Here is a 21612-nt window from a genome sequence, read left to right on the forward strand (position 1 = left end):
TTTATGAGAAGATATTATAAATATTGGATTTTTCTATTTTTATATTATATCTGCTGGGGACTGATTATTTTTTCTTTATGGAAAAAGTTATCTGTCAGTGAGACTGGAAATCGCATGGCGTTTATGAATAGGATGACCAACCAGATTAGTATAACATCTAACACAGATGTAACTCCTTTGCTGCGGGATTTTTCTGACAAGGACATACCTGAGGAAATAGAAGTCTTTTATGAAAAAGATGGTAATATGAAAAATGTTGGTGGGGAGGATAATACTTATTTGTTTCCACTTAAGGATAAAGATGGAGCGGTTGAAGGCTTTGTAGTTTATAAATACAAATCTACAGTAGCAAAAAATATGCTGTTTTTGGCGGAGATATCAGCTTTTGTTTTCTTTATTCCAATATTTTTAGCAGTGCTTTTGATTAACAAAAAGATTTTGAGGCCATTTAAAGAGTTTTGTGATTATCCAGAAAAGCTTTCAAAGGGGCTGGTGTCCGATGGCTTACCTGAGACAAAAAGCCGATTGTTTGGCAGATATGTTTGGGGCATGAATATGCTTGGCGACAAAATCGATGAGGACAAACGGGAGATTGATAGGCTCCTCTTCGATAGAAAACAGTTCATTTCAACTTTGGCCCATGGAATAAAGACTCCTGTATCTAATATAAAACTATATTCTGAGGCAATAGAAACAGGCTTGTATCGGGATGGTAATCCGGATCCAAAAGACAGCGAGATAGCTGCTAAAATTAAAAAGAATGCTGATGATATAGCAGAACTTGCAGGGAAAATATTAGATGATCCTGGTTCCCTTCAGAGTAAGTATTCTCCTGAAATTGAGAATTTTTATTTAGATGAAATAAGAAACCGTGTTGTAGAAGATTTTCAAAATAGGTGCAATGTGAACAACATTCCATTTGCAATAGAGCTAAGTGGGAATCCTCTTGTAAATAGTGACATTAATTTAGTCATAAAGTGCCTGACTCAGTTTATTGAAAATGCCATTAAGTATGGGGATGGAACAGGCATAAAATTAAAATGCTTTAGACAAGATGATATGATGTTTTACAGTGTGATTAATAACGGAGTAACTATTGATAGTAGGGAGATTCCATACGTTTTCAACTGTTATTATCGAGGTTCCAATTCATATAATCATGAGGGCAGCGGCATTGGTTTATATGAGGCAAAATCAATTGCTAAGGCTCTAGGTGGAGATATAATTATGAAAATAAGGGAAAACACCACAGAAGTTTTGATGTATATTCCTGATAATTAAATAAATTATAAAAAAATTTACGCAGAAAAAAGGATATCCTTTTTTTCTGCGTAATTTGTATTATAGAGGTTCGTGTTAAGCAAAATTTGGAGGCTAAAATGGGCACAATAAGAGAAATGATTGAGCAGATGGAGAGGGAGACTCTTAGTTGTTATGCTACGCTCAATGAGAATTCAAAAGGGCGAGCTAAAGACGAGCCACAGTGTGATATCAGACCTCTTTTTCAGAGAGATAGGGATAGAATCTTACACAGTAAGGCGTTTCGTAGACTTAAAAATAAAACGCAAGTATTTCTTACTCCTCAGGGTGATCACTACAGGACGAGATTATCTCACACATTAGAAGTTTCACAGAATGCAAGGACTATTGCTAAGGCCCTCAGACTTAATGAGGATTTGGTTGAGGCAATTGCTCTTGGTCATGACTTGGGACATACACCTTTTGGTCATGCAGGTGAGGCACAGCTTAATGCCATGTGCTCTACTGGATTTATCCATTCAGAGCAGAGTGTGCGCATTGTTGAGAAATTGGAAAAGGGCGGCCAGGGTCTTAATCTCACATGGGAGGTTATAGATGGTATCAGAAATCATCAGACCAGTGGACATCCAGCTACACCTGAGGGACAGATTGTCAGACTATCTGACAAGATAGCATATGTTAATAGTGATATAGATGATGCCATCAGAGCGCAGATTCTTACAGAGGAGGATATTCCTCTTGAAATCAGAAAGACTCTTGGTATGTCATCAGCAGTTAGACTTGATACACTTATTCATGATGTAATCATTAGCAGCCAGGATAGCCCTGTTATCAAGATGTCGCCTGAGATAGAGGAGGCCATGGCAGAGCTTCGCCGCTTTATGTTTGCCAATGTCTACAAGGATTCAGTGGCAAAGGTAGAAGAGGTCAAGGCTAAGCGTATGATTCGAGAATTATACGAGTATTACACAGTTCATTTTGATGAGCTCCCAGACCGCTATCGCGCTATGGAAGATGAGGGCGAGAGTGAAGAGCGCATCATTTGCGATTATATTTCTGGTATGACAGACCAGTATTGCATTACTAAATTTAACGAATACTTCATGCCGAAGGCATGGGTAGTAGATGGATTTTAATAAATATACGGGAGAATAAATGCCTTATTATTCAGAGGACGTCGTTGAGGAGGTCCGTTCCAGGACTGACATTGTAGACGTCATTTCAAAGTATGTTAACTTACAAAAAAAGGGCAGCCAGTATTTTGGACTATGTCCCTTTCATAATGAGAAGACAGGCTCTTTTTCCGTTAGCCCACAAAAGCAGATGTACTATTGCTTTGGTTGTGGTGCTGGAGGCAATGTTTTTAGTTTCCTTATGAACTACGAGAACATGACCTTCAAGGAAGCAGTTGAGGAGCTTGCAGGTCAATGTGGAGTTACTTTGCCTCAGAGGGAGATGACCTATCAGGAGAGACAGCATGCCGACAAGCGCAGTCGTCTCTTTGAGATTAATAAAGAGGCAGCGGCTTATTATTACAAGCTACTTCGTTCTCCAGCAGGAGAGCAGGCTATGGCCTATTTCACTAAGAGAGGTTTATCTCAGGAGACTCTTCATAAATTTGGCTTAGGCTGTACCAGCAAGTATTCTGATTCCCTTTATAAATATCTGAGGGAAAAGGGATATGATGACAATATCCTTAAGGATTGCGGTCTTATCACCATCGATGAGAAGCGTGGCGGCCATGACAAGTTCTGGAACAGAGCTATGTTTCCTATATTTGATGCCAATGGTAAGGTAGTTGCCTTCGGTGGTCGAGTAATGGGTGATGGTGAGCCTAAATATCTGAACTCTCCAGAGACTGAGATTTTCAACAAATCTCGTACATTGTTTGGATTGTATTTTGCTAGAAAGACTCGCCGTGAGCAGTTTATTTTATGCGAGGGATATATGGATGTTATATCCTTGCACCAGGCTGGATTTGATAATGCAGTAGCATCTCTTGGAACTGCCCTTACAGAGGGCCACGCAGGTATGCTGAAACGCTATGTCAAGGATGTATACTTGAGCTATGACTCCGATGGAGCCGGTCAAAAGGCAGCCCTTAGAGCTATTCCGATTTTGAAGCGAGCAGGTATTTCTTGCCGCATCATAAATATGACTCCTTACAAAGACCCTGATGAGTTTATCAAGGCCCTTGGAGCAGAGGAATATGAAAAGCGTATTTTGAATGCAGAGAACAGCTTTATGTATCAGATACGCATGCTTCAAAACAATTACGATATGACAGACCCTGAGAAGAAATCAGACTTCCAGAAAAAGGCAGCGGAGATGATAGTGCTAGAGTTTCCTACTCAGTTAGAGAGGGAGAATTATACAGATGCTGTAGCTGCTACATTTAACATTCCAAAGGATGCCTTGGCTAAATATATTATTGAGCTGGGAGCATCGGGGATTACAGCCAAGCCTGAAAATCAGGGATTTGAAGGCAGGGCCAAGGCACACAAGGCAAAGGATGATGGGATGAAATTCTCACAGCGTCTGCTTATTACATGGCTGGTTGAGGACCCATCCATTTTCCCTAAGATTCAGCCTTTTGTAGGACCTGATGATTTCGAGGATGGTGTATATAAAAAAGTTGCCGAAGAGGTTTTCAAAAACTGCGAGGACAAGAAATCCGTAGACACTGCTAGAGTGGTGGATATGTTTATGGACGAAGAGGAGCGTAAGACAGTTGCGGCACTTTTTAATACCACTGTAGGGGAACTTACGGACAATGCTGATTTGAGCAAGGCCTTAAAAGAGACGTTGCTTAGAATAAAGAAAAATTCGCTCGCGCTGTTAAAGGCAAACAATGCCGATTTTGCTAGATTCAAACAGACTAATGACAGCTTAAAGAAACTTGAGCGTACCAATATTTCACTATAAGAAAGGAATAACAATGGCAAAGAAGAAAGTTGATGAGTTAATCGAAAACGGAGATTTAAAGGCTGCTGCTGATGAGTTTTTAGCTCAGGCAGAAGCAGAAGAAGTCGATGAGGTAGATGAAGACACAGATGACAAAGATGTAGATTTTGGCGATATCGAGGAGATTTCGGCAGAAGATCTTGAGTTTAATGAGCATGATTTTGACAACATCGATGAGAAGGAAGATGACGATGATGTTGATGAATTCTTAGCTTCAGTAGGAGCAAAGACATCAATGCTCATGGATGACGATGATGACGATGATGATGATGGCGATTCATTCGGTAGTGATGAGCTTGATTCAAAGGTAGCTGAGCTTATCAAGATTGCTAAGGCTCAGAAGAGCATTATCGAGGACTATGAGATTTCAGAGTTCTTAAAGGATTATAAAATAGATGCAAAGCAGATGGAGCGTATCCTTACATACTTAGATAAAAAGGGTATCGATGTTAACTTCTCATCAGGCCCATCTGATGCACTTTTACTTGCAAGCGATGATGAGGATCTTGAAGACATTGATATGTCAGTGCCTGATTCAGTCAGCATTGAAGATCCAGTTCGTATGTACCTTAAGGAGATTGGTAAGGTACCACTTCTTTCAGCTGAGGAAGAGGTCGAGCTTGCTCAGAGAATGGAAGATGGAGATCAGGAGGCTAAGAACAAGCTTGCAGAGGCTAACCTTCGTCTTGTTGTTTCCATTGCTAAGCGTTACGTAGGACGTGGTATGCTTTTCCTTGACCTTATTCAGGAAGGTAACCTTGGTCTTATGAAGGCTGTTGAAAAGTTCGATTATCACAAGGGATACAAGTTCTCTACATATGCTACATGGTGGATTCGTCAGGCTATCACACGTGCTATCGCAGACCAGGCCCGTACAATTCGTATTCCAGTACATATGGTTGAGACTATCAACAAGCTCATCAGAGTTTCTAGACAGTTACTTCAGGAGTACGGCCGTGAGCCTTCTCCAGAAGAAATCGCTACAGCTATGGGCATCACAGTTGACCGTGTACACGAGATTCTTAAGATTTCTCAGGAGCCAGTTTCACTTGAGACTCCAATCGGTGAGGAGGAAGATAGCCACCTTGGAGATTTCCTTCCAGACGAAAATGTTCCTGTACCAGCTGAGGCAGCTACATTTACACTTCTTAAGGAACAGCTCCACGAGGTACTTGATACACTTACAGAGCGTGAGCAGAGAGTACTTATCCTTAGATTTGGTCTTGAGGATGGCAAGGCTCGCACACTTGAGGAAGTAGGTAAGGAATTCAACGTTACTCGTGAGCGTATTCGTCAGATTGAGGCTAAGGCACTTAGAAAGCTTCGTCACCCTAGCCGCAGTAGAAAGTTAAAGGATTATTTAGACCAGTAAATGCATAATATAATCCGAACAATAGTGAAGGATTATGTTATGCTCAAGAACTGCCCATTGCCGAAGGCAATCTTAAATGCAGTTCGTCCTTGGATATTATTACAACAGAGTTAACATATTATAATGATAAAATTGTCACCAAGATTACAAATTGTATACGATATGGTTCCTCGCTGCGGCACTGTGGCTGATGTGGGATGTGATCATGGCTATTTGACTATTTCTCTTTTGGAAAATGGCGTAGCAGATTCTGCCATAGCTATGGATATTAATGCAGGCCCACTTAAAAAGGCTCAGGAGAATATCACTGCAGCAGGACTTTCATCTAGGGCTTCCCTTAGGATTTCTAACGGATTACAGAAGCTTGAAGAAAATGAAGCAGATGTTATATGTATTTGTGGCATGGGTGGCACACTTATTGGTAAAATAATAGTAGCAGAGGAAAGGGTGGCCAAATCGGCCGAGACCCTTATCATCGAGCCTCAGTCCGATTACTATTCCTTAAGAAAGACTCTTATGGAAATGGGGTTTGTAATCATTGATGAGGATTTGACCTGCGAAGAGAACAAGATATATCCTATAATAAAGTTATATTACGAGCCGGATGAGGGCAAGCGTACTCATTTGAGTGAGGAGGAGCTTGAATACGGCCCTGTGATTATAAAAAAGGTGCCTAAGCTTTTGATTAAGCTTTTAGATAAAAATGAGAAGGAATATTCTTCTATCCTTGAGTCTTTGGAAGCTAAAAAGACCGGCAAAAGCGATGCAATTTTATCTAGAATGCAGCAACTAAGACATGAGCTTGATTTGATTGCTCAGGTGCGAAATACAATCTAGGAGGAGTGGGGCTATGGCAAAAGTAATCATTAACGACAGAGAAGAGACTTATGAGGATGGCATTCGTTTAGTTGATATTGCAGCCATTCATCAGGATGAGTACAAAGACGATATTGTGCTTGCAAAGTACAAAGGCAGTCTTACAGAGCTACACAAAGTGATTAATGGAGTAGGGACTCTAGAGTTTCTTACTACTGCAGACAAGGATGGGCGTAGAGCCTACAGGCGAAGTGTGGTTTTCTTGCTTCAGCGTGCTCTTATGGATGTTTACCCATTGCCAGACAATCCATACCTTAGAGTAGAGCATTCTCTTGGACAGGGAGATTTCTGTACAATCGAAGGTGTTGGAGATATTACAGAAGACAAATTACAGGAATTAAAATCTGTTATGCTTGATTTGGTTGAGCAGGATATTCCATTGAAGAAATATTCCATCAAGACCACTCAGGCTAAGGAGATGTTCCACAGCTTCAACATGAAGGACAAGGAACAGCTTCTGAAATATAGAACAAGTTCTAACATTAACGTTTACGATTTGGATGGATGTATCGACTATTTTTATGGATACATGGTACCATCCACCAAATATCTTAGATATTTTGACTTGCTAAAATTCGAAAATGGATTTATGCTTATGTTCCCGAATGGGGACAAGTTAGTTGGTGACACTAGAAAGGTGGCTGAGTTTACTAACCCAATCAAGCTATTTAGTGTTCAGCAGGCATCATCTGAGTTCGGTCGCACAATGGGTGTGCCTACAGTTGGTGCTTTAAATGAAGCGATTGCCACTGGCAGAATCAAGGACATCGTATTATCCCAAGAGGCGATAATGGAGCGCAATATAGGCGATTTAGCTCGCACAATTGCATCCAACCACGATGTTAAGTTTGTTATGATGGCAGGTCCTTCCTCATCTGGTAAGACCACATTCTCGCACAAGCTTTCAGCTCATTTGAGAGCTTTAGGTTGTGTGCCTCATCCAGTGCCTCTAGATGATTTCTACTTGAACAGAGATCAGATGCCAATAGATGAGTACGGCGAAAAGGATTTTGAGTCCATCGAAGGACTTGATATTTCATATTTCAACGAATGCATGGTAAAGCTTTTAAATGGTGAGCGTGTTCTTTTGCCAAACTTCAATTTTAAAACTGGCAAGAGAGAGTACAATGACCACTATATGCAGCTTGGTCCAAATGATATTCTTGTTATTGAGGGTATCCACGGTCTTAACGACAGAATGAGTGCATCTCTTCCAGCAGAGAGCAAATATAAAATTTACTTATCAGCTTTAACTCAGCTTTCAATAGATGAGCACAACCCGCTTTCTACAGCAGATGGACGTCTTATCCGTAGAATCGTCAGAGATTCTCGTACACGTGCCACATCAGCTGCAGAGACAATAGCAATGTGGGATTCAGTTAGACGTGGTGAGGAAAAATACATTTTCCCATTCCAGGAACATGCTGACTATTTATTTAATACAGCTTTAATTTATGAGATGGCTGTGCTAAAATTATACGTCGATCCACAGCTTTATGCTATTGAACCAGATCATCCGATGTATGCAGAGGCCAAGAGACTCATTAAGCTCTTGGATTACTTCTTACCTATGTCACCGGATGTTATTCCAAACAATTCTCTTGTTAGAGAGTTCATTGGAGGCAGCTGTATCCTATAGCCGCCTCACTTAAAAAGTTAATAAAGGTCCGATGAGTAGTCGCTGCTTTACTGTAATGGTAGAGGAGAGGAAAGTCCGGGCTTCACAGGGCAAGGATGCCAGCTAACGGCTGGTGGAGGTGACTCCAAGGATAGTGCAACAGAGAGATACCGCCTATAGCAATATAGGTAAGGGTGGAAAGGCGGTGTAAGAGACCACCGTATCGCTGGTAACAGCGATAGCCATGTAAACCCCATCCGAAGCAAGTTCTAAAAAGCGCGTACGCGGCCCGCCAGCGCTAGGTTGAACGCTTGAGACCACTGGCGACAGTGGCCCTAGATAGATGACTACTTTAAAAGACATAACCCGGCTCACAGTCGGGCCTTTCTTATTTTACGAGACATGTTACACTCTCAAGCCTAAGATATTATCTCCGGTGACTAACACGTCACCTGCGATAACACTTAGAGCTTGATAGTTACATGTCTCTTAATTTTTTCTAGCCAGACTGTAAGCGCGATTTTGCGAATGGGTGACTGAATAGATACAACAGTACTGGTGGCTGAATAGATACTATTCACTGCCAGTATTTTCTGAATATATTGTGATAATTACTAAAGGATGACGAAAAATTGGCTCGACAGTGGGAATTATTTACAAATGTGAAATTTTTGTGTCTTAAATCCTTGAATCGTGCTATAATTATTGTAGTTTATGCGGGAGAATGTAGTTGTGGAGGTACTTTGTTGTTGTGTTTTAAAAGGATGGTGTAATAATGGAATATCACGTAGGCGATTATTTAGTTCATGAGGGAAGTGGAGTATGTCAGATTGAGGATATTGATGACATGGAGCTTATGGGCAAAGGTTCTCGCAAAACTTATTATTGTATGGCCCCTGTATTTAAGGCAGGAGCAAAGGTATTCACACCTACAGTTGGGTCTACTGTTAGACTTCGTCCGGTAGCAGAGGCTGAGACTTTTACTAGAATTCTTGAGAACATCGACGACATTCAGTGTCTGGAGGAGCCAAACGACAGAGCTCTTCAGGAGCGTTTCAAAGAGGTTATGGCGGAGTTTACACCAGAGGCTATGGCATCTGTAGTTAAGACAGTTCTTCTTAGAAAATGGCAGCGTATTCAGTCTGGCAAGAAAGTTATGGCATTAGATGAGAAGACTCTTAATGTTGCAGGAAGAAAGCTTTACGAGGAAATGGCATTTTCTATGGGCAAGGATATTACTTATGCTCAGGATTTGTTTGAGAGTACTCTTAAGGCTCATACAGCTGATTCAGTTTTGATAGGGGCATAATTAATGAATTTTCCTTATACTAGAGTAACTAATAGCATAAAAAATAATAATGGTCTTGTTACAGCTTTAAAAGTGATGGACAAGGCCATTACTTATATTACGATTATATTTTATCTTTATTTCTTATATTTCTGCTACAAGTGGATTCCAGGGGATGGCGGAGTGCTTCTTTATAGGAGTATTTTGGTGCCGGGAGTTTCTTTTGTAGCTGTTTCTCTTTTTAGAAAGGCTATCAGTGCACCTAGACCTTATGAGGTCTTTGGTTTTGTTCCAGCTTTAGATAAAGATACTGTTGGCAAGAGCTTTCCTAGCCGACATGTGTTTTCTATATTTATGATTTCTATGACATTTCTTCAGTCATCAGTTCTTATGGCTGTTGTAATTTCTGTGCTTGGAATCTGTCTTGCTATCATTAGGGTAGTGGGCGGCGTTCATTTTATTAAGGATGTTGTGGCAGGTGCAAGTATCGCAATTATTATTTCCATCATTTGTTATGGTATTTTGGGTGGCGTTTTTGGACTTCTTATGCTACCATTTTAATTAAGTATAAGTAAATATTGGAGATAGTTCTTCTAAATAAGAGGGAACAGGAGAATTACTAATGAAAAAGAACGTAAAAAGGGCGCTAGCTGTTTTCTTCAGCGTTCTTGGTACAGTACTTGGCATATACATTGGTGGATACTGGTTATTTGTTCGTCCGGTATACTGGCTGGTTACCAGTTTTACTGGCGGTACTCTTACAGCGGGGATTCTACTTATCAATGTCATCAAGATTTTTGTCGCATCCACAGTTGGAGGAGCAATATGGATTATTTGCGACATTATTGCAAGCTACTTTAGGGACTTGCCTACCGATGACTAGATAGAGAATTAATAAACAAAAGTATTTATTGGGAGGTAAGATGTAATGACAGGGAACGTAATTGTGGGACAATCAGGCGGACCGACCGCCGCAATTAACTCTTCATTAGCGGGAGTTATCAGAACAGCTAAGGACCGTGGTGCTAAAAAAGTATTCGGTATGCTCCACGGCATCAAAGGATTAATGGATGAACAATACATTGATCTTTCCGATTACATCAAAAATGATTTGGATGTTGAGCTTCTAAAGCGTACACCAGCGGCATATTTGGGGTCATGCCGTTTCAAGTTACCAGAGATTCACGAGGATATGAAAACTTACGAGAAGATTTTTGAAATCCTCAATAAGCTAGAAATCGAAGCGCTTATATACATTGGTGGAAATGATTCCATGGACACCATTAAAAAGCTTTCTGATTATGCTATTCTTACAGGATCAGATATCAGATTCGTGGGATGTCCTAAGACAATCGATAACGATCTGGCTCTTACTGATCACACACCTGGATATGGTAGTGCAGCTAAATACATCGGTACTTCTGTAAAAGAAATCATCAGAGATAGCTATTGCCTTGAGTATGGCAAGGGTCTTGTTACTATTGTTGAGATAATGGGACGTAATGCAGGCTGGCTTACAGGCGCATCTATCCTTGCAAAAGGAGAGGATTGCGAGGGCCCTGATTTGATTTATTTACCAGAGGTAGCTTTTGATATTGAGAAATTTAAGCAGAGAGTTGAAAAGCTATTGAAGACTCAGTCTTCTGTAGTTATCTGTATTTCAGAGGGTATCCACACCAAGGATGGCAAGTACGTCTGTGAGCTTGGCAACAATGTTGAGTTCGTAGATGCATTTAACCACAAGCAGCTTACTGGTACAGCAGCATATCTTTGCAATTACATAGGCGCAGAGCTTGGCTGCAAGACTAGAGCTATTGAGCTTTCTACTTTACAGAGAGCTGGTTCACATCTTGCATCTCGAGTTGATATCTTAGAGGCATATCAGGTAGGTGGTGCAGCTGTCCTTGCCGCTGATGAGGGCGATACTGGCAAGATGGTTACACTTACCCGTCATTCTGATGACCCATATCAGTGTGGTACTGAGGTCAAGGATGTACATAAGATAGCAAACGATGAAAAGCTTGTTCCACGTAATTGGATTACACATGATGGAACTTATGTTACAGAGGCTTTCATCACATATGTAAGACCATTGATTCAAGGCGATGTATCACCAATCATGGTTGATGGTATACCAAGACATATATATAGACCAACTAAGAAATCTAATTAATAGTTTTATTTTGGGAGGGGTTATAAATGCAGGTATTTCATGGAACAATTCTCACTTGTGACGAGAAAAATACTGTAGCGAACTATCTGGTAGAACGAGAAGGCAGAATTGCCTATATCGGAGAGACGCTACCTACACAGTACGAGGTTGTACCACCAATTGAATTGGGAAATAATGTTATGATACCAGCTTTTGTTGATACTCATTTGCATTATTCAGGTTTTTCCGTTTTGCATAGGATGTTTCCAATCAGTGATACAGATTCCAATGCAAATATTTTGGAACAGTTAAAAGAATACTCTGCAAATACCCGAGAAAATATAGTAGTTGGATTTGGCGCTACTGAGTATGCGGTTACCGAGGGACATCTTATCCTTAAGGAGCAGCTTGATTTGGCTTGCAACGACAAGCCTGCATTTATTATCAAGCACGATGCCCACTCAGGTGTTGCTAACACTTTGTTTTTAAATGCCATTCAATCTAAAATAGCTAATTTAAGAGGATATAATCCAGATACTGGTGAATTGAGGCAGGAGGCCTTTATGGCAGCTTGTGAGTTCATTACTCACGGCCTTTCTACCAAAAAGGTCATAGACTCTATGGTGGAGACAGCTGACTTCCTTGCTAGCAAGGGTATAGGACTTATTTGCTCAGCCAGTGGACTTGGCTTTATCAGGGACTACGATTTTGATATGGAGCGCTCTGTTGCCAAGGGACTTGATAATGGCATGCAGATACGTGCAGCATACCAGACAGCCAACATGGATAAGATTGCCAAAAAGGACATGACTCGAGTTGTGTTTGCCAATTTGGACGGCACTTTCTCAAATATGGATGCAGCGCTAATCGACAATTATGAGACTATTAATAATAAGGGATTATCTTATTTCCAAGATGTAGATGTTCAGAAATTTTGTATAAATGCTAACAGAGCTGGCTACCAGATTGCACTGCATGCTGTTGGTGATGCTGCCTTCGAGCAGGCTGTCAATGCCATCGCAATGGCTTTGGAGGATTATCCTAGATATGATCATCGCCATGTGATACTTCATGGTAGTTTACCTACTGAGCAGGCACTAAAGATCTGTGCAAAATACAAGATAATGATATCTATGAAGCCTTCCATGTTATCTCATACTGACGGAGCGGAGGAGTTCCTTGAGAGCATGATAGGCAAGGAGCGACTTTCTAGAATTAATCCTCTTAGAACTATTGAGGATTTAGGCATAAAAGTGTGCTTTAATTCAGATGCACCAGCATCAGATCCAGACCCAATTCTTTGGATACATGATGCATGCAACAACAAAAATAAATCTCAGTCAGTTACTGTATATGAGGCACTTAGAATGGCCACATATAACGGAGCATTTTCTCTTTTCGACGAAAAAGAGAGGGGTTCGCTAGAAATGGGTAAGAGCTGTGATTTAACTATTCTTGATGCTAATCCATTTGATGTACCAGTGGATGAGATTAAGAATATCAACGTGGTAGATATGTATCTTAAGGGCAAGCCATATCAGCGTTCGAGAATGGGCTCTATGGCCACTATGTTAAGAGGTATGTTCCCACAATAATATGATTTGTATTTATGAGGCGCCCCTTTTATATTGAAGGAGCGCCTTTATTTCTTAATTAGGAAATAACAGGAGTTTTGCAAAGCAAAACTCCATTTTATAGGAGAATAATATGTCACTTTCCCTTATTATTGGAAATTCCGGCAGTGGAAAATCTACAAGCATCTATACTCGAATCATCAAAGAGTCTATGGAACATAAGGACAAAAATTTCCTGGTGATTGTACCAGAACAATACACCATGTCTACCCAGAGACTTCTAGTTTCAATGCATCCTAATAAATGTATTATGAATATTGATGTGCTTTCATTTAACCGACTGGCATATCGTGTTTTTGAGGAGCTTGGGGCGGCTGTTCATGCGGTTTTGGATGATACAGGCAAATCACTTGTAATTAGAAAGCTTGTTGAAAATCATTTAAATGACCTTAGTGTTTTGAAAAATAACATTACCAGAGTCAGTTATATCACTCAGGTTAAATCATTGATTTCGGAGATGACTCAATACAACATTACGCCAGAAAAGCTAAAGGCAATGATTGATTCTCCTACAATGTCAGAAAGCTTTAAAAGAAAGGCTACGGATTTATCTGTATTATATAGCGCTTTTCTTGATTTTATAGATGGTAAATACGTCACCACAGAGTCAATTCTATCCACTTTAAATTCTATGATAGATGACTCTGATATAGTCTGCAATTCCACTGTGGTGTTAGATGGATTTACTGGATTTACTCCAATTCAGTATCAGCTGGTGGAGCATATGCTTAAGATCTGCTCAGAGGTGGCAGTTACTATTACAGCAGATGAGAGCACACCTCTCTTTGAAGATTTGGCTGATGATGAATTGTTTTCTATGTCATCAGAATTTGTTCGTAAGCTAAGTATCATTTCAAAAAGAGCTGGCGTAGAAATTAATGAACCATGTTACATTTCAGAGGATAATGGCTGGCTTAGCACCAATCCTGTCCTTAGTCACCTGGAGAATAATATTTTTAGAAACAAGACGAAGGTCTATGAGGGGGATGTAAATGACACTATTAATCTTGTTAGTCTAAAAAACGCCAGAGAAGAATTAGAATTTGTTGCGATTAATATCAGCAGACTTGTAAGATCAGGGATGCATTACAAGGATATAGCTGTTGTGGCTCCTGATTTGGAGCAGTATAGATATCTTGTTTCAGGGATTTGGTCAGATTACAATATCCCTTACTTTATTGATGCCAAAACTGAGATTTTGTTCCATCCAATGTCAGAGATGGTAGATTCTCTTTTTGACATAATCAGCAGAAATTTCAGATGCGAAGATGTATTTAGATTTTTAAGAACTGGCCTTACAGATTTATCTTTCCAGGAGATTGATTATCTGGAAAACTACATTATTGCAACTGGCATTCGTGGAAAAAATAAATATTTTCACCCATTTGCAATTAGATCCAATTCATATAAAGAAGATGAGGATTTACTAAAAGTAAATGAAATTCGAGAAAAGTTTATAAAACCTTTTGTAGATTTTGAAGGGGCTGTGGGAAAAGAGGCAACTGTCCAGGATATAGCAAAGGCCCTATATAGATTTTTCCTTGCCTATGATGTGGAAAAAAAGATAAATGCCAGAGGCAAACTATACGAGGAAACTGATGCAGTCAAATCAAAAGAGTACAGCCAGATTTATCCTGTAATCATTGATATATTAGACAAAATGGTCTCTATATTAGGTGATGATGTAATGGACATGGAAGAGTTCCATGACATCTATGAGGCTGGCCTTTCAGCAGCATCTATAGGCGTTATACCTCCAGCTGCCGACAGTGTTATTTTGGGTGATATAGAAAGAACCAGATTATCAAATATCAAGGTGCTATTTTGCCTAGGAGCATCAGATGATTCCATTCCTAAAAAGGTGGAGAATGGCGGTATCCTTTCTCAGCTAGAGAGAGAGCAGCTACTTGATTTAGGATTTGAACTTGCGCCTTCCGATAGGCAGAAGTCATTTAGACAGCGATTCTATCTTTATTTGATGCTTACAAAGCCAAATGAAAAGCTTTTCCTTACTATGCCTCGAGTAGATGGTGCAGGCAAGGGTGTTAATCCATCATATCTTGTGGACGTGATTACCAAACTTTTCCCTGCAGTAAGCCTTAGGGAAGTAGAGGACTTTGATATTGCAGATAGGACTCTTGCGAAAAAAAGTAGCCTTAAGCTTTTGATAGAGCTTATCAATCGTATCAGCACATACGGAATTGAGAGTCTAGACGATAGAGAAAAAGAAGTATTTGTTTACTTAATTGACTGGGCGAAAAATGAGGAGTCTGTTGATTTTGATACATGCCTAAAGGCTGCCTTTTATGAGCATTCACCTGAAAAGGTAGATGAGGATATAATGCTGGCAGTCAACGAGGCATTTAATGAGGACGAGACAGTTTCTGGTTCTGTATCAAAATTTGAAGAATACAATGAATGCGGCTACAAATATTTTCTCACCCATGTTTTGAACCTTAAGGAAAGAGAAGAATTTGAGCTATCTAGTATCGACATGGGTAACTTTTACCATGAGGCTATTGAGCGCTATTCTGATAGCCTAAAGGCGGATGGCAAGAGCTTTAAGTCTGTTTCAAAAGAAGAGAGAGAAGCTTATATTGACATGGCTATAAATCAGACGTTTGAAGCTATGGCAAAGGTAAACACTCTTGAGGATTCTACCCAGCGATACATAGTAGAATCTATGAAGGATACCTTAAGATATACGGTGGAGGTCATCACTACACAGATAAAAAGAGGAGAGTTTGAACCAGCATTTTTTGAGGAGCCAATTCAAACATCTATTACAGACGATGTAAGTGGAGAGACTATCGCCAATTTAAAAGGCAAGGTAGACAGAATTGATATAGCAGGTGATGAGGATAAGGCGGTTAGAATTATTGACTATAAGTCTAGCGGCCACAAGCTGGATTTGAACGAATGCTACTATGGACTTTCTATGCAGCTGCCTATCTATATGGGAGTTGTTCTTGAAAAGTTAAAGGAACGTTATCCAGATTCCAAGCTGCACTCATCAGCCATGCTTTACTATGAGATGGCCAACAAATATTTAGAGTCATCTAAAAATGCTTCCACTAGAGAAGAGGATAGACTTAAGCTTAGTAAGATGGAAGGACTTTTATCCTCTGATAAGGATGATTTGTATGCCAATGATTCTACTGTTGGTACGTTAGAGGGACAGACAGATAAGTCATCTATTGTTCCTTATGCAATTAAAAAGGATGGTGACCTTGCTAAGACCACTAATGCCGTCAGTCGAGAGGATATGGAGACTGTTATTAAATACGGAGCATTTACAGCCCAGCAGGCGGCTAAAGATATAATCGCCGGTAAATTTGATTGCACACCTGCTAGACTAGGGTCAATCGATGCATGTCGTTTCTGTAGATATAGGAGCGTTTGTCATTTCAATGAAAATGAGCAGGGATATGAAGCTAGAACTTTTGCAAAGCTAGAGGATAGAGACGAAGTCATTAGACTTATGAAGGAAAAGATGGAAGAAGGAGAGTAAAAGTGGCGTTAACTGAAGAACAGATTAAAGTTCGTGATACAAGAAAAAAGAATATGTTAGTAAGCGCTGCTGCTGGAAGTGGAAAGACATTTGTGCTGGTAGAGCGCATTATTTCAGAGATACTTGATGAGAAAAATGGCATTGATGTAGACCGTATTCTTGTGGTGACATTTACTACAGCCGCCGCTGCTGAAATGAAGGACAGGATTCGGGTGGCCATTGACAAGGCTGTGGCTGAAAAGGCAGACAATGGCAGGATTCGCTCTCAGGCAACACTTATTCACAATGCCCAGATTCGTACTATAGATAGCTTCTGTAACTGGGTGGTTAAGAATTATTTCTACGAGATAAATATGGATCCATCTTTCAGAGTTGGGACTGCGGGAGAGCTTAAGATGCTTTCTGATGAGGTGTTTTCTGATTTGCTTTCAAAGCGACTTCAGGAAAATGAAGCTGACTTTAGACTGTTAGCTGATGCCTATATAGTAGGGCGCAATGTAGACACTCTAAAAAATATGATTTTTGAGCTTCATGCAAAGGCTACTAGTTTTGCATGGGTGGATGAATGGTACGATAACGCACTTCGCATATACGATATTGATTCTATAGAAGCTCTTCAGGAATCTGATTTTATGAAGGCTTTACTTGAATACACTAACATGAGCTTGGATTCTATCATCGGAAGAATCAAAAGATTTTTAAGCTTATATACAGTGGACTGTGACTCAAAGGACAAGACCATTTTTTCAAATGAACTATCATACTTTAGTGCTATTTATGACGCAGCTACCTATGAAGAAAAGAGAATTTTATTTGATGGATTTGATCCAGAAAGATGGTCTAGCAAAAACACATCACTTAATGAATATGAGGCACAGCAGGCAAAGGATTTTAGATATGACTATAAAAAGATGATTGATAGCTTGAAGGCTGACTTTTTCAATCTTTCTATTGAAGAGCTGTTTGACAGCTTGATATATGTGAAAAGACAGGCGGTAGCTCTCATTGATTTTGCCAGAGATTACTCAGATGCTTTGATGGCGGAAAAAAGAAAAAAGAATATCTTTGATTTCAATGACGTGGAGCATATGGCTCTTGAGATTCTTAGAAACAAAGAATCAAAAGAACATGAAAAGCGTCCAGTGGCATTAGAGCTTTGCAATCATTTCAAGGAAGTAATGGTAGATGAGTATCAGGACTCCAATGAATTACAGGAGCAGATTCTTACTGCTGTTTCTTCTGACAACAATTATTTTACTGTTGGTGATGTCAAGCAGTCTATCTATGCATTTAGACAGGCTAGTCCACAGCTTTTTATAGATAAATTAAGAACCTATCCTCAGGATGATTCATCTGATTCAGTTCGAATTGATTTGGACAGCAATTTCAGAAGTAGAGGTGAGGTTTTACATTTTTGTAATCAGGTGTTTAGACCTCTTATGCAACCTGATATGGGTGGGGTTATTTATGATGAAAAAGCCGCCCTTAAAGTTGGTGATGATACTTTCAAAGGGGACTCAAAAACATATGAGCCGGAGATTATTATAGCTACACAGAATTCAGAAGACATGGCTAACATGGATATCGATAATGCAGATGAGCTGGAAGCCAGAGTGGTTGCCTCTCGAATTAAAAGACTTATAGCTGAAGGATTTCAGGTAAGTGACAAGGGGGCAGATGGCCGTACATTGCGTCCAATGAAACTATCGGATGTGGTTATTTTGATGCGTGCTACAACAGGCCATGCAGACAAATATATTAGTGTTTTAAAGGACAGTGGAATTCCAGCATATGTTGCCGAAGAAAAAGGATTCTTTGAGCGAGAGGAGATAGAGACAGTTTTATCTATGCTTAAAATCATTGATAATCCATTTGATGATATTCCTCTTGCAGCAGTTTTGCATTCTCCTATGTTTGGATTTTCATCAAACAGATTGGCGCAGATTAGAGCTACAGATGGCAAGTCTCCACTATATACATGCCTAAAAGAATTTTGCGAGAAACACTCTGCAGATGATGTGAGGTATTTCCTTGATTCTCTTGAAAAGCATAGGAATGCAGCTGTGGATACACCTATTCATAAGATGATAGAAAGAGTCCTTGAGGATACAGGATATGGCTTGTATGTCAGTGCTCTTCCTCTTGGCAAGATGGCTAGAGCAAATCTTGATAAGCTTATAGACGAGGCGGTAGCATTCGAGAGTACCAGCTTTAAGGGACTATCTAGATTTGTTAGCTATATAGAAGGGCTCAAGAGCTATGATGAGGATTTGGGGGTAGCCAAAACTGTAGGCGAAAATGACAATGCAGTCCGTATTATGACTATTCATAAGAGTAAGGGCCTTGAGTTCCCAGTTTGCTTTGTTTCTGGAATGGGAAGAGGATTCAAGGATGAGTCTGGCACATTTGCTTACGATAATTCCTTGGGACTTGCTCTTAATTATAGAGACCCAAAGGAACGCATTACTTTTAAAACCAGCTTTTACAATTTGATAAAGAAAAAAGTTAGTGCAAGCAGCAAGGGTGAGCTTTTGAGAATATTATATGTAGCCCTTACTCGTCCGGTGGACAAGCTTATAATTACTGCATCCATCAAGCCTACTTCAAAAAAGAGTGTGCCTGATATTATAGCTGACTATACAGCAAATGATACAATCCTTGATTACTATACAAAGGAAAAGGCTCAGTCTTCAATTGAGCTTATTATTAGAGCGCTGAATGCCTCGGCAGCAGACTACAATAGAACAATCGTAGATTGCAGTCAGCTGTTTGTGCAGGAGGTTGAAAAATCTCTTGTGAAGGAACAGGCTCGCAGATTAATTGAAGAAATAAAATCCAAAAATTTAGAAGAGGATAATCCTATCGTAAATACGGTTTCGTTTGATTACGAGGGGAGCGCCGATAGCAAATACAAGAACAAATACTCCGTTTCAGAGATTAAACATCAGGCTATGGAGCTGGCTTTTGAATTTAATGCAGATGCAGCTCCTGCATTTATACATACTGAGGAAGAAGCGTACGTGCCACAGTTTATGATGAAAGAGCTTAATGATACTTCTGTTGATGCAGGGGACAAGGTTCCGGCTGGTGCCCTTTATGGTACAGCTATGCACAGATTTATGGAGTGCTTTGATTTTGCTAGAGAAGATTTTGCATCCTCATTTAATGAACAGTTATCTTACATGACAAATGTTCATAGTCTGTCTGAGGATGAGCAAAAAAGAATTAATTATAAAAAGCTACAGGGATTTTTAAATGATGACATCGCAAATAGAATGAGTAAAGCTGCATTAAGAGGCAAGCTCTATAAGGAAAAGCCTTTTGTGTACGGGAGCAACGGCAAGGAGCTATTTGGAGATGAATCATCAACAGATGAAATGCTTTTAGTGCAGGGTATCATCGATGTATTTTTCGAAGAAGATGACGGAATAGTACTTCTTGATTATAAGACTGATAGAGTGGACGAGGATAGTCAATTAGTGCTAAGATATGAAAAGCAATTGCAGCTATATAAGGCTGCCATTGAAAAAGCATATAATATACCAGTGAAGGAAGTGTTGCTATATTCCTTTGCATTGGAGAAAACGATAGGAGTTTAGTTATGTACGATAAGAAGACAGTAGAAGCATTTCTCAAAAATCAGCTTCAGCTTTTTCCTGAGACAGTAGTTGATACAGAAGAGGAGGCTGCAGAGTTTTTAGAGGATGTATGTGCAGTTGTTTGCAAAAATAAAAAAGAGGTTATTGAGTATCTTGAAGATGAGATGGATGTTACAGGGATGACAGAGGATGAAATTCTTTCATCTGAAGAAGTTTTTGCCATCGGCGATGGTAGATATCTCATCGTAGAGGGTTAGTTATGAAATTTATAAAAAGAATTACCGCATTCGTATTTACGATATGTCTTGCTGTTAGTTTTTCCGGATGCGCATATAAGGACACTACAATTTATTTTGATACATCAAGTGGACGCAGTACTGTGTTTAAAATTGGAGATATGAAGTGCTCTAAAAAGGAGGCTCTTGTATATCTTTTAAATGAAAAAAATATCTATGGTTCAGTTGATGGAGTCAATCTTTGGACTGAGGATTTTGATACTGAGACAATGACAGACTCTATCAAGGATTTGACGTTGGAGCATCTCACAAAGGTTTACGTTCTTAATCTTTATGCCCAGGAACATGAGATAGTACTTACTGATGATGAGAACAAGGCTTGTGAGGATGCAGCAGCTGAGTATTATGACTCACTTTCTCGTGCAGAAAAATCATTTACTGGAGCCAAGAAAAAAGATATCAAAAATATGTATATACGATATGCTCTGGCAACAAAAGTTTACAACGAATTGATGGATTCTGTTGATGAGGAAGTATCGGAAGATGAAGCTCGTGTTATGGAAGCATTTGTACTTTTTGTTTCTGATGAGTCAAAGGCAAAAGAAATCCAGGGCATGATAGATTACGGATATACCTTTGAACGTCTAGCATCAACTTACACTGAGCTTGATACATATCAGGTTACATTTGCAAGAGGCGAGTATCCTGAAGAAGTAGACAAGGTAGTTTTTAATCTTGACACAGAAGAAGTATCAGGCGCAATTGCAGCTGATAATGGCTTCTATTTCTTCCAGTGTTTGGATAAATACAATGAAGAATTATCAGAAGAAAATAAAGAAGTAATCATCGAAAAAAGAAGACAAAAAGTATTGGATGATATTGTTTCTGATCTAGAAGAAAAATATTTTTCTGACATGAATACAAAATTATGGGATGGTATTTCTTTCCCAGAAGATGCATCTGAATTAACCAGCGGAGCCTTCTTTGAAACACTAAATAAATATCTGAAAAATTAACCTAATTTAATATTATTTTTACAATAAACCATTAATATATCCTACAAATATTAGTTAATTGGTAGAAAATTACCACAATAGACTAG

General features: G+C 39.5%; 15 protein-coding genes and 1 other RNA gene. All 16 read left to right on the forward strand.

Annotated elements, in window-relative coordinates; genetic code table 11:
- The first annotated feature begins 3 nt into the window (after positions 1 to 3).
- The 16 genes from BLP50_RS11730 (at position 4) to BLP50_RS11805 (ending at position 21526) form a co-directional block, all read left to right on the forward strand.
- Positions 4 to 1281: a sensor histidine kinase gene (locus BLP50_RS11730; protein WP_090154961.1), complete on the forward strand. Its 1278-nt coding sequence runs from the start codon at positions 4 to 6 to the stop codon at positions 1279 to 1281.
- A 98-nt stretch (positions 1282 to 1379) separates the two neighbouring features.
- Entirely contained in the window at positions 1380 to 2396 is a 1017-nt protein-coding gene (locus tag BLP50_RS11735; RefSeq protein ID WP_090154963.1) for a deoxyguanosinetriphosphate triphosphohydrolase, read from the forward strand.
- A gap of 19 nt (positions 2397 to 2415) precedes the next feature.
- Positions 2416 to 4185, forward strand: coding sequence for a DNA primase (gene dnaG / locus BLP50_RS11740; protein WP_090154965.1), 1770 nt, complete (start codon positions 2416 to 2418; stop codon positions 4183 to 4185).
- A gap of 280 nt (positions 4186 to 4465) precedes the next feature.
- Positions 4466 to 5596 carry an RNA polymerase sigma factor RpoD gene (gene rpoD / locus BLP50_RS11745; protein ID WP_090155034.1) on the forward strand — a complete coding sequence of 377 codons (1131 nt, stop codon included), beginning with the start codon at positions 4466 to 4468 and terminating at the stop codon, positions 5594 to 5596.
- 123 nt (positions 5597 to 5719) lie between these two features.
- Complete coding sequence (locus tag BLP50_RS11750) at positions 5720 to 6433, forward strand: tRNA (adenine(22)-N(1))-methyltransferase (RefSeq protein WP_090154967.1); 714 nt, start codon at positions 5720 to 5722, stop codon at positions 6431 to 6433.
- 13 nt (positions 6434 to 6446) lie between these two features.
- Positions 6447 to 8111 (forward strand): nucleoside kinase, encoded by a 1665-nt coding sequence (locus BLP50_RS11755; RefSeq protein ID WP_090154969.1) that lies wholly within the window; start codon positions 6447 to 6449, stop codon positions 8109 to 8111.
- A 23-nt stretch (positions 8112 to 8134) separates the two neighbouring features.
- Positions 8135 to 8480: RNase P RNA component class A (rnpB, locus tag BLP50_RS11760), an RNA gene on the forward strand.
- Between the two features lie 385 nt (positions 8481 to 8865).
- Positions 8866 to 9399: a CarD family transcriptional regulator gene (locus tag BLP50_RS11765; RefSeq protein WP_090154971.1), complete on the forward strand. Its 534-nt coding sequence runs from the start codon at positions 8866 to 8868 to the stop codon at positions 9397 to 9399.
- Between the two features lie 3 nt (positions 9400 to 9402).
- Entirely contained in the window at positions 9403 to 9939 is a 537-nt protein-coding gene (locus tag BLP50_RS11770; RefSeq protein ID WP_090154973.1) for a phosphatase PAP2 family protein, read from the forward strand.
- Between the two features lie 61 nt (positions 9940 to 10000).
- Complete coding sequence (locus BLP50_RS11775) at positions 10001 to 10261, forward strand: hypothetical protein (protein WP_090154975.1); 261 nt, start codon at positions 10001 to 10003, stop codon at positions 10259 to 10261.
- 45 nt (positions 10262 to 10306) lie between these two features.
- A complete protein-coding gene (locus tag BLP50_RS11780; RefSeq protein WP_090154977.1) occupies positions 10307 to 11551 on the forward strand; it encodes a 6-phosphofructokinase in 1245 nt (414 codons plus the stop codon).
- 26 nt (positions 11552 to 11577) lie between these two features.
- Complete coding sequence (locus tag BLP50_RS11785) at positions 11578 to 13125, forward strand: amidohydrolase (RefSeq protein ID WP_090154979.1); 1548 nt, start codon at positions 11578 to 11580, stop codon at positions 13123 to 13125.
- Positions 13126 to 13237: 112 nt separating this feature from the next.
- Positions 13238 to 16675, forward strand: a complete 3438-nt coding sequence (locus tag BLP50_RS11790; protein ID WP_090154981.1) for a PD-(D/E)XK nuclease family protein — start codon at positions 13238 to 13240, stop codon at positions 16673 to 16675.
- 2 nt (positions 16676 to 16677) lie between these two features.
- Positions 16678 to 20274: a helicase-exonuclease AddAB subunit AddA gene (gene addA / locus BLP50_RS11795; RefSeq protein WP_090154983.1), complete on the forward strand. Its 3597-nt coding sequence runs from the start codon at positions 16678 to 16680 to the stop codon at positions 20272 to 20274.
- 2 nt (positions 20275 to 20276) lie between these two features.
- Complete coding sequence (locus BLP50_RS11800) at positions 20277 to 20531, forward strand: glyoxalase (protein ID WP_090154985.1); 255 nt, start codon at positions 20277 to 20279, stop codon at positions 20529 to 20531.
- Positions 20532 to 20533: 2 nt separating this feature from the next.
- Positions 20534 to 21526 carry a peptidylprolyl isomerase gene (locus tag BLP50_RS11805; protein WP_090154987.1) on the forward strand — a complete coding sequence of 331 codons (993 nt, stop codon included), beginning with the start codon at positions 20534 to 20536 and terminating at the stop codon, positions 21524 to 21526.
- Positions 21527 to 21612: the final 86 nt, after the last annotated feature.

The organism is Pseudobutyrivibrio sp. AR14, assembly GCF_900101325.1.
Lineage (GTDB): Bacteria > Bacillota > Clostridia > Lachnospirales > Lachnospiraceae > Pseudobutyrivibrio.

Excerpts from the sequence above, each read along its gene's own strand:
- BLP50_RS11730 (WP_090154961.1), top strand. The coding sequence starts at position 4 with ATGAGAAGATATTATAAATATTGGATTTTTCTATTTTTATATTATATC.
- BLP50_RS11735 (WP_090154963.1), top strand. The coding sequence starts at position 1,380 with ATGGGCACAATAAGAGAAATGATTGAGCAGATGGAGAGGGAGACTCTT.
- dnaG (WP_090154965.1), top strand. The coding sequence starts at position 2,416 with ATGCCTTATTATTCAGAGGACGTCGTTGAGGAGGTCCGTTCCAGGACT.
- rpoD (WP_090155034.1), top strand. The coding sequence starts at position 4,466 with ATGGATGACGATGATGACGATGATGATGATGGCGATTCATTCGGTAGT.
- BLP50_RS11750 (WP_090154967.1), top strand. The coding sequence starts at position 5,720 with ATGATAAAATTGTCACCAAGATTACAAATTGTATACGATATGGTTCCT.
- BLP50_RS11755 (WP_090154969.1), top strand. The coding sequence starts at position 6,447 with ATGGCAAAAGTAATCATTAACGACAGAGAAGAGACTTATGAGGATGGC.
- BLP50_RS11765 (WP_090154971.1), top strand. The coding sequence starts at position 8,866 with ATGGAATATCACGTAGGCGATTATTTAGTTCATGAGGGAAGTGGAGTA.
- BLP50_RS11770 (WP_090154973.1), top strand. The coding sequence starts at position 9,403 with ATGAATTTTCCTTATACTAGAGTAACTAATAGCATAAAAAATAATAAT.
- BLP50_RS11775 (WP_090154975.1), top strand. The coding sequence starts at position 10,001 with ATGAAAAAGAACGTAAAAAGGGCGCTAGCTGTTTTCTTCAGCGTTCTT.
- BLP50_RS11780 (WP_090154977.1), top strand. The coding sequence starts at position 10,307 with ATGACAGGGAACGTAATTGTGGGACAATCAGGCGGACCGACCGCCGCA.
- BLP50_RS11785 (WP_090154979.1), top strand. The coding sequence starts at position 11,578 with ATGCAGGTATTTCATGGAACAATTCTCACTTGTGACGAGAAAAATACT.
- BLP50_RS11790 (WP_090154981.1), top strand. The coding sequence starts at position 13,238 with ATGTCACTTTCCCTTATTATTGGAAATTCCGGCAGTGGAAAATCTACA.
- BLP50_RS11800 (WP_090154985.1), top strand. The coding sequence starts at position 20,277 with ATGTACGATAAGAAGACAGTAGAAGCATTTCTCAAAAATCAGCTTCAG.
- BLP50_RS11805 (WP_090154987.1), top strand. The coding sequence starts at position 20,534 with ATGAAATTTATAAAAAGAATTACCGCATTCGTATTTACGATATGTCTT.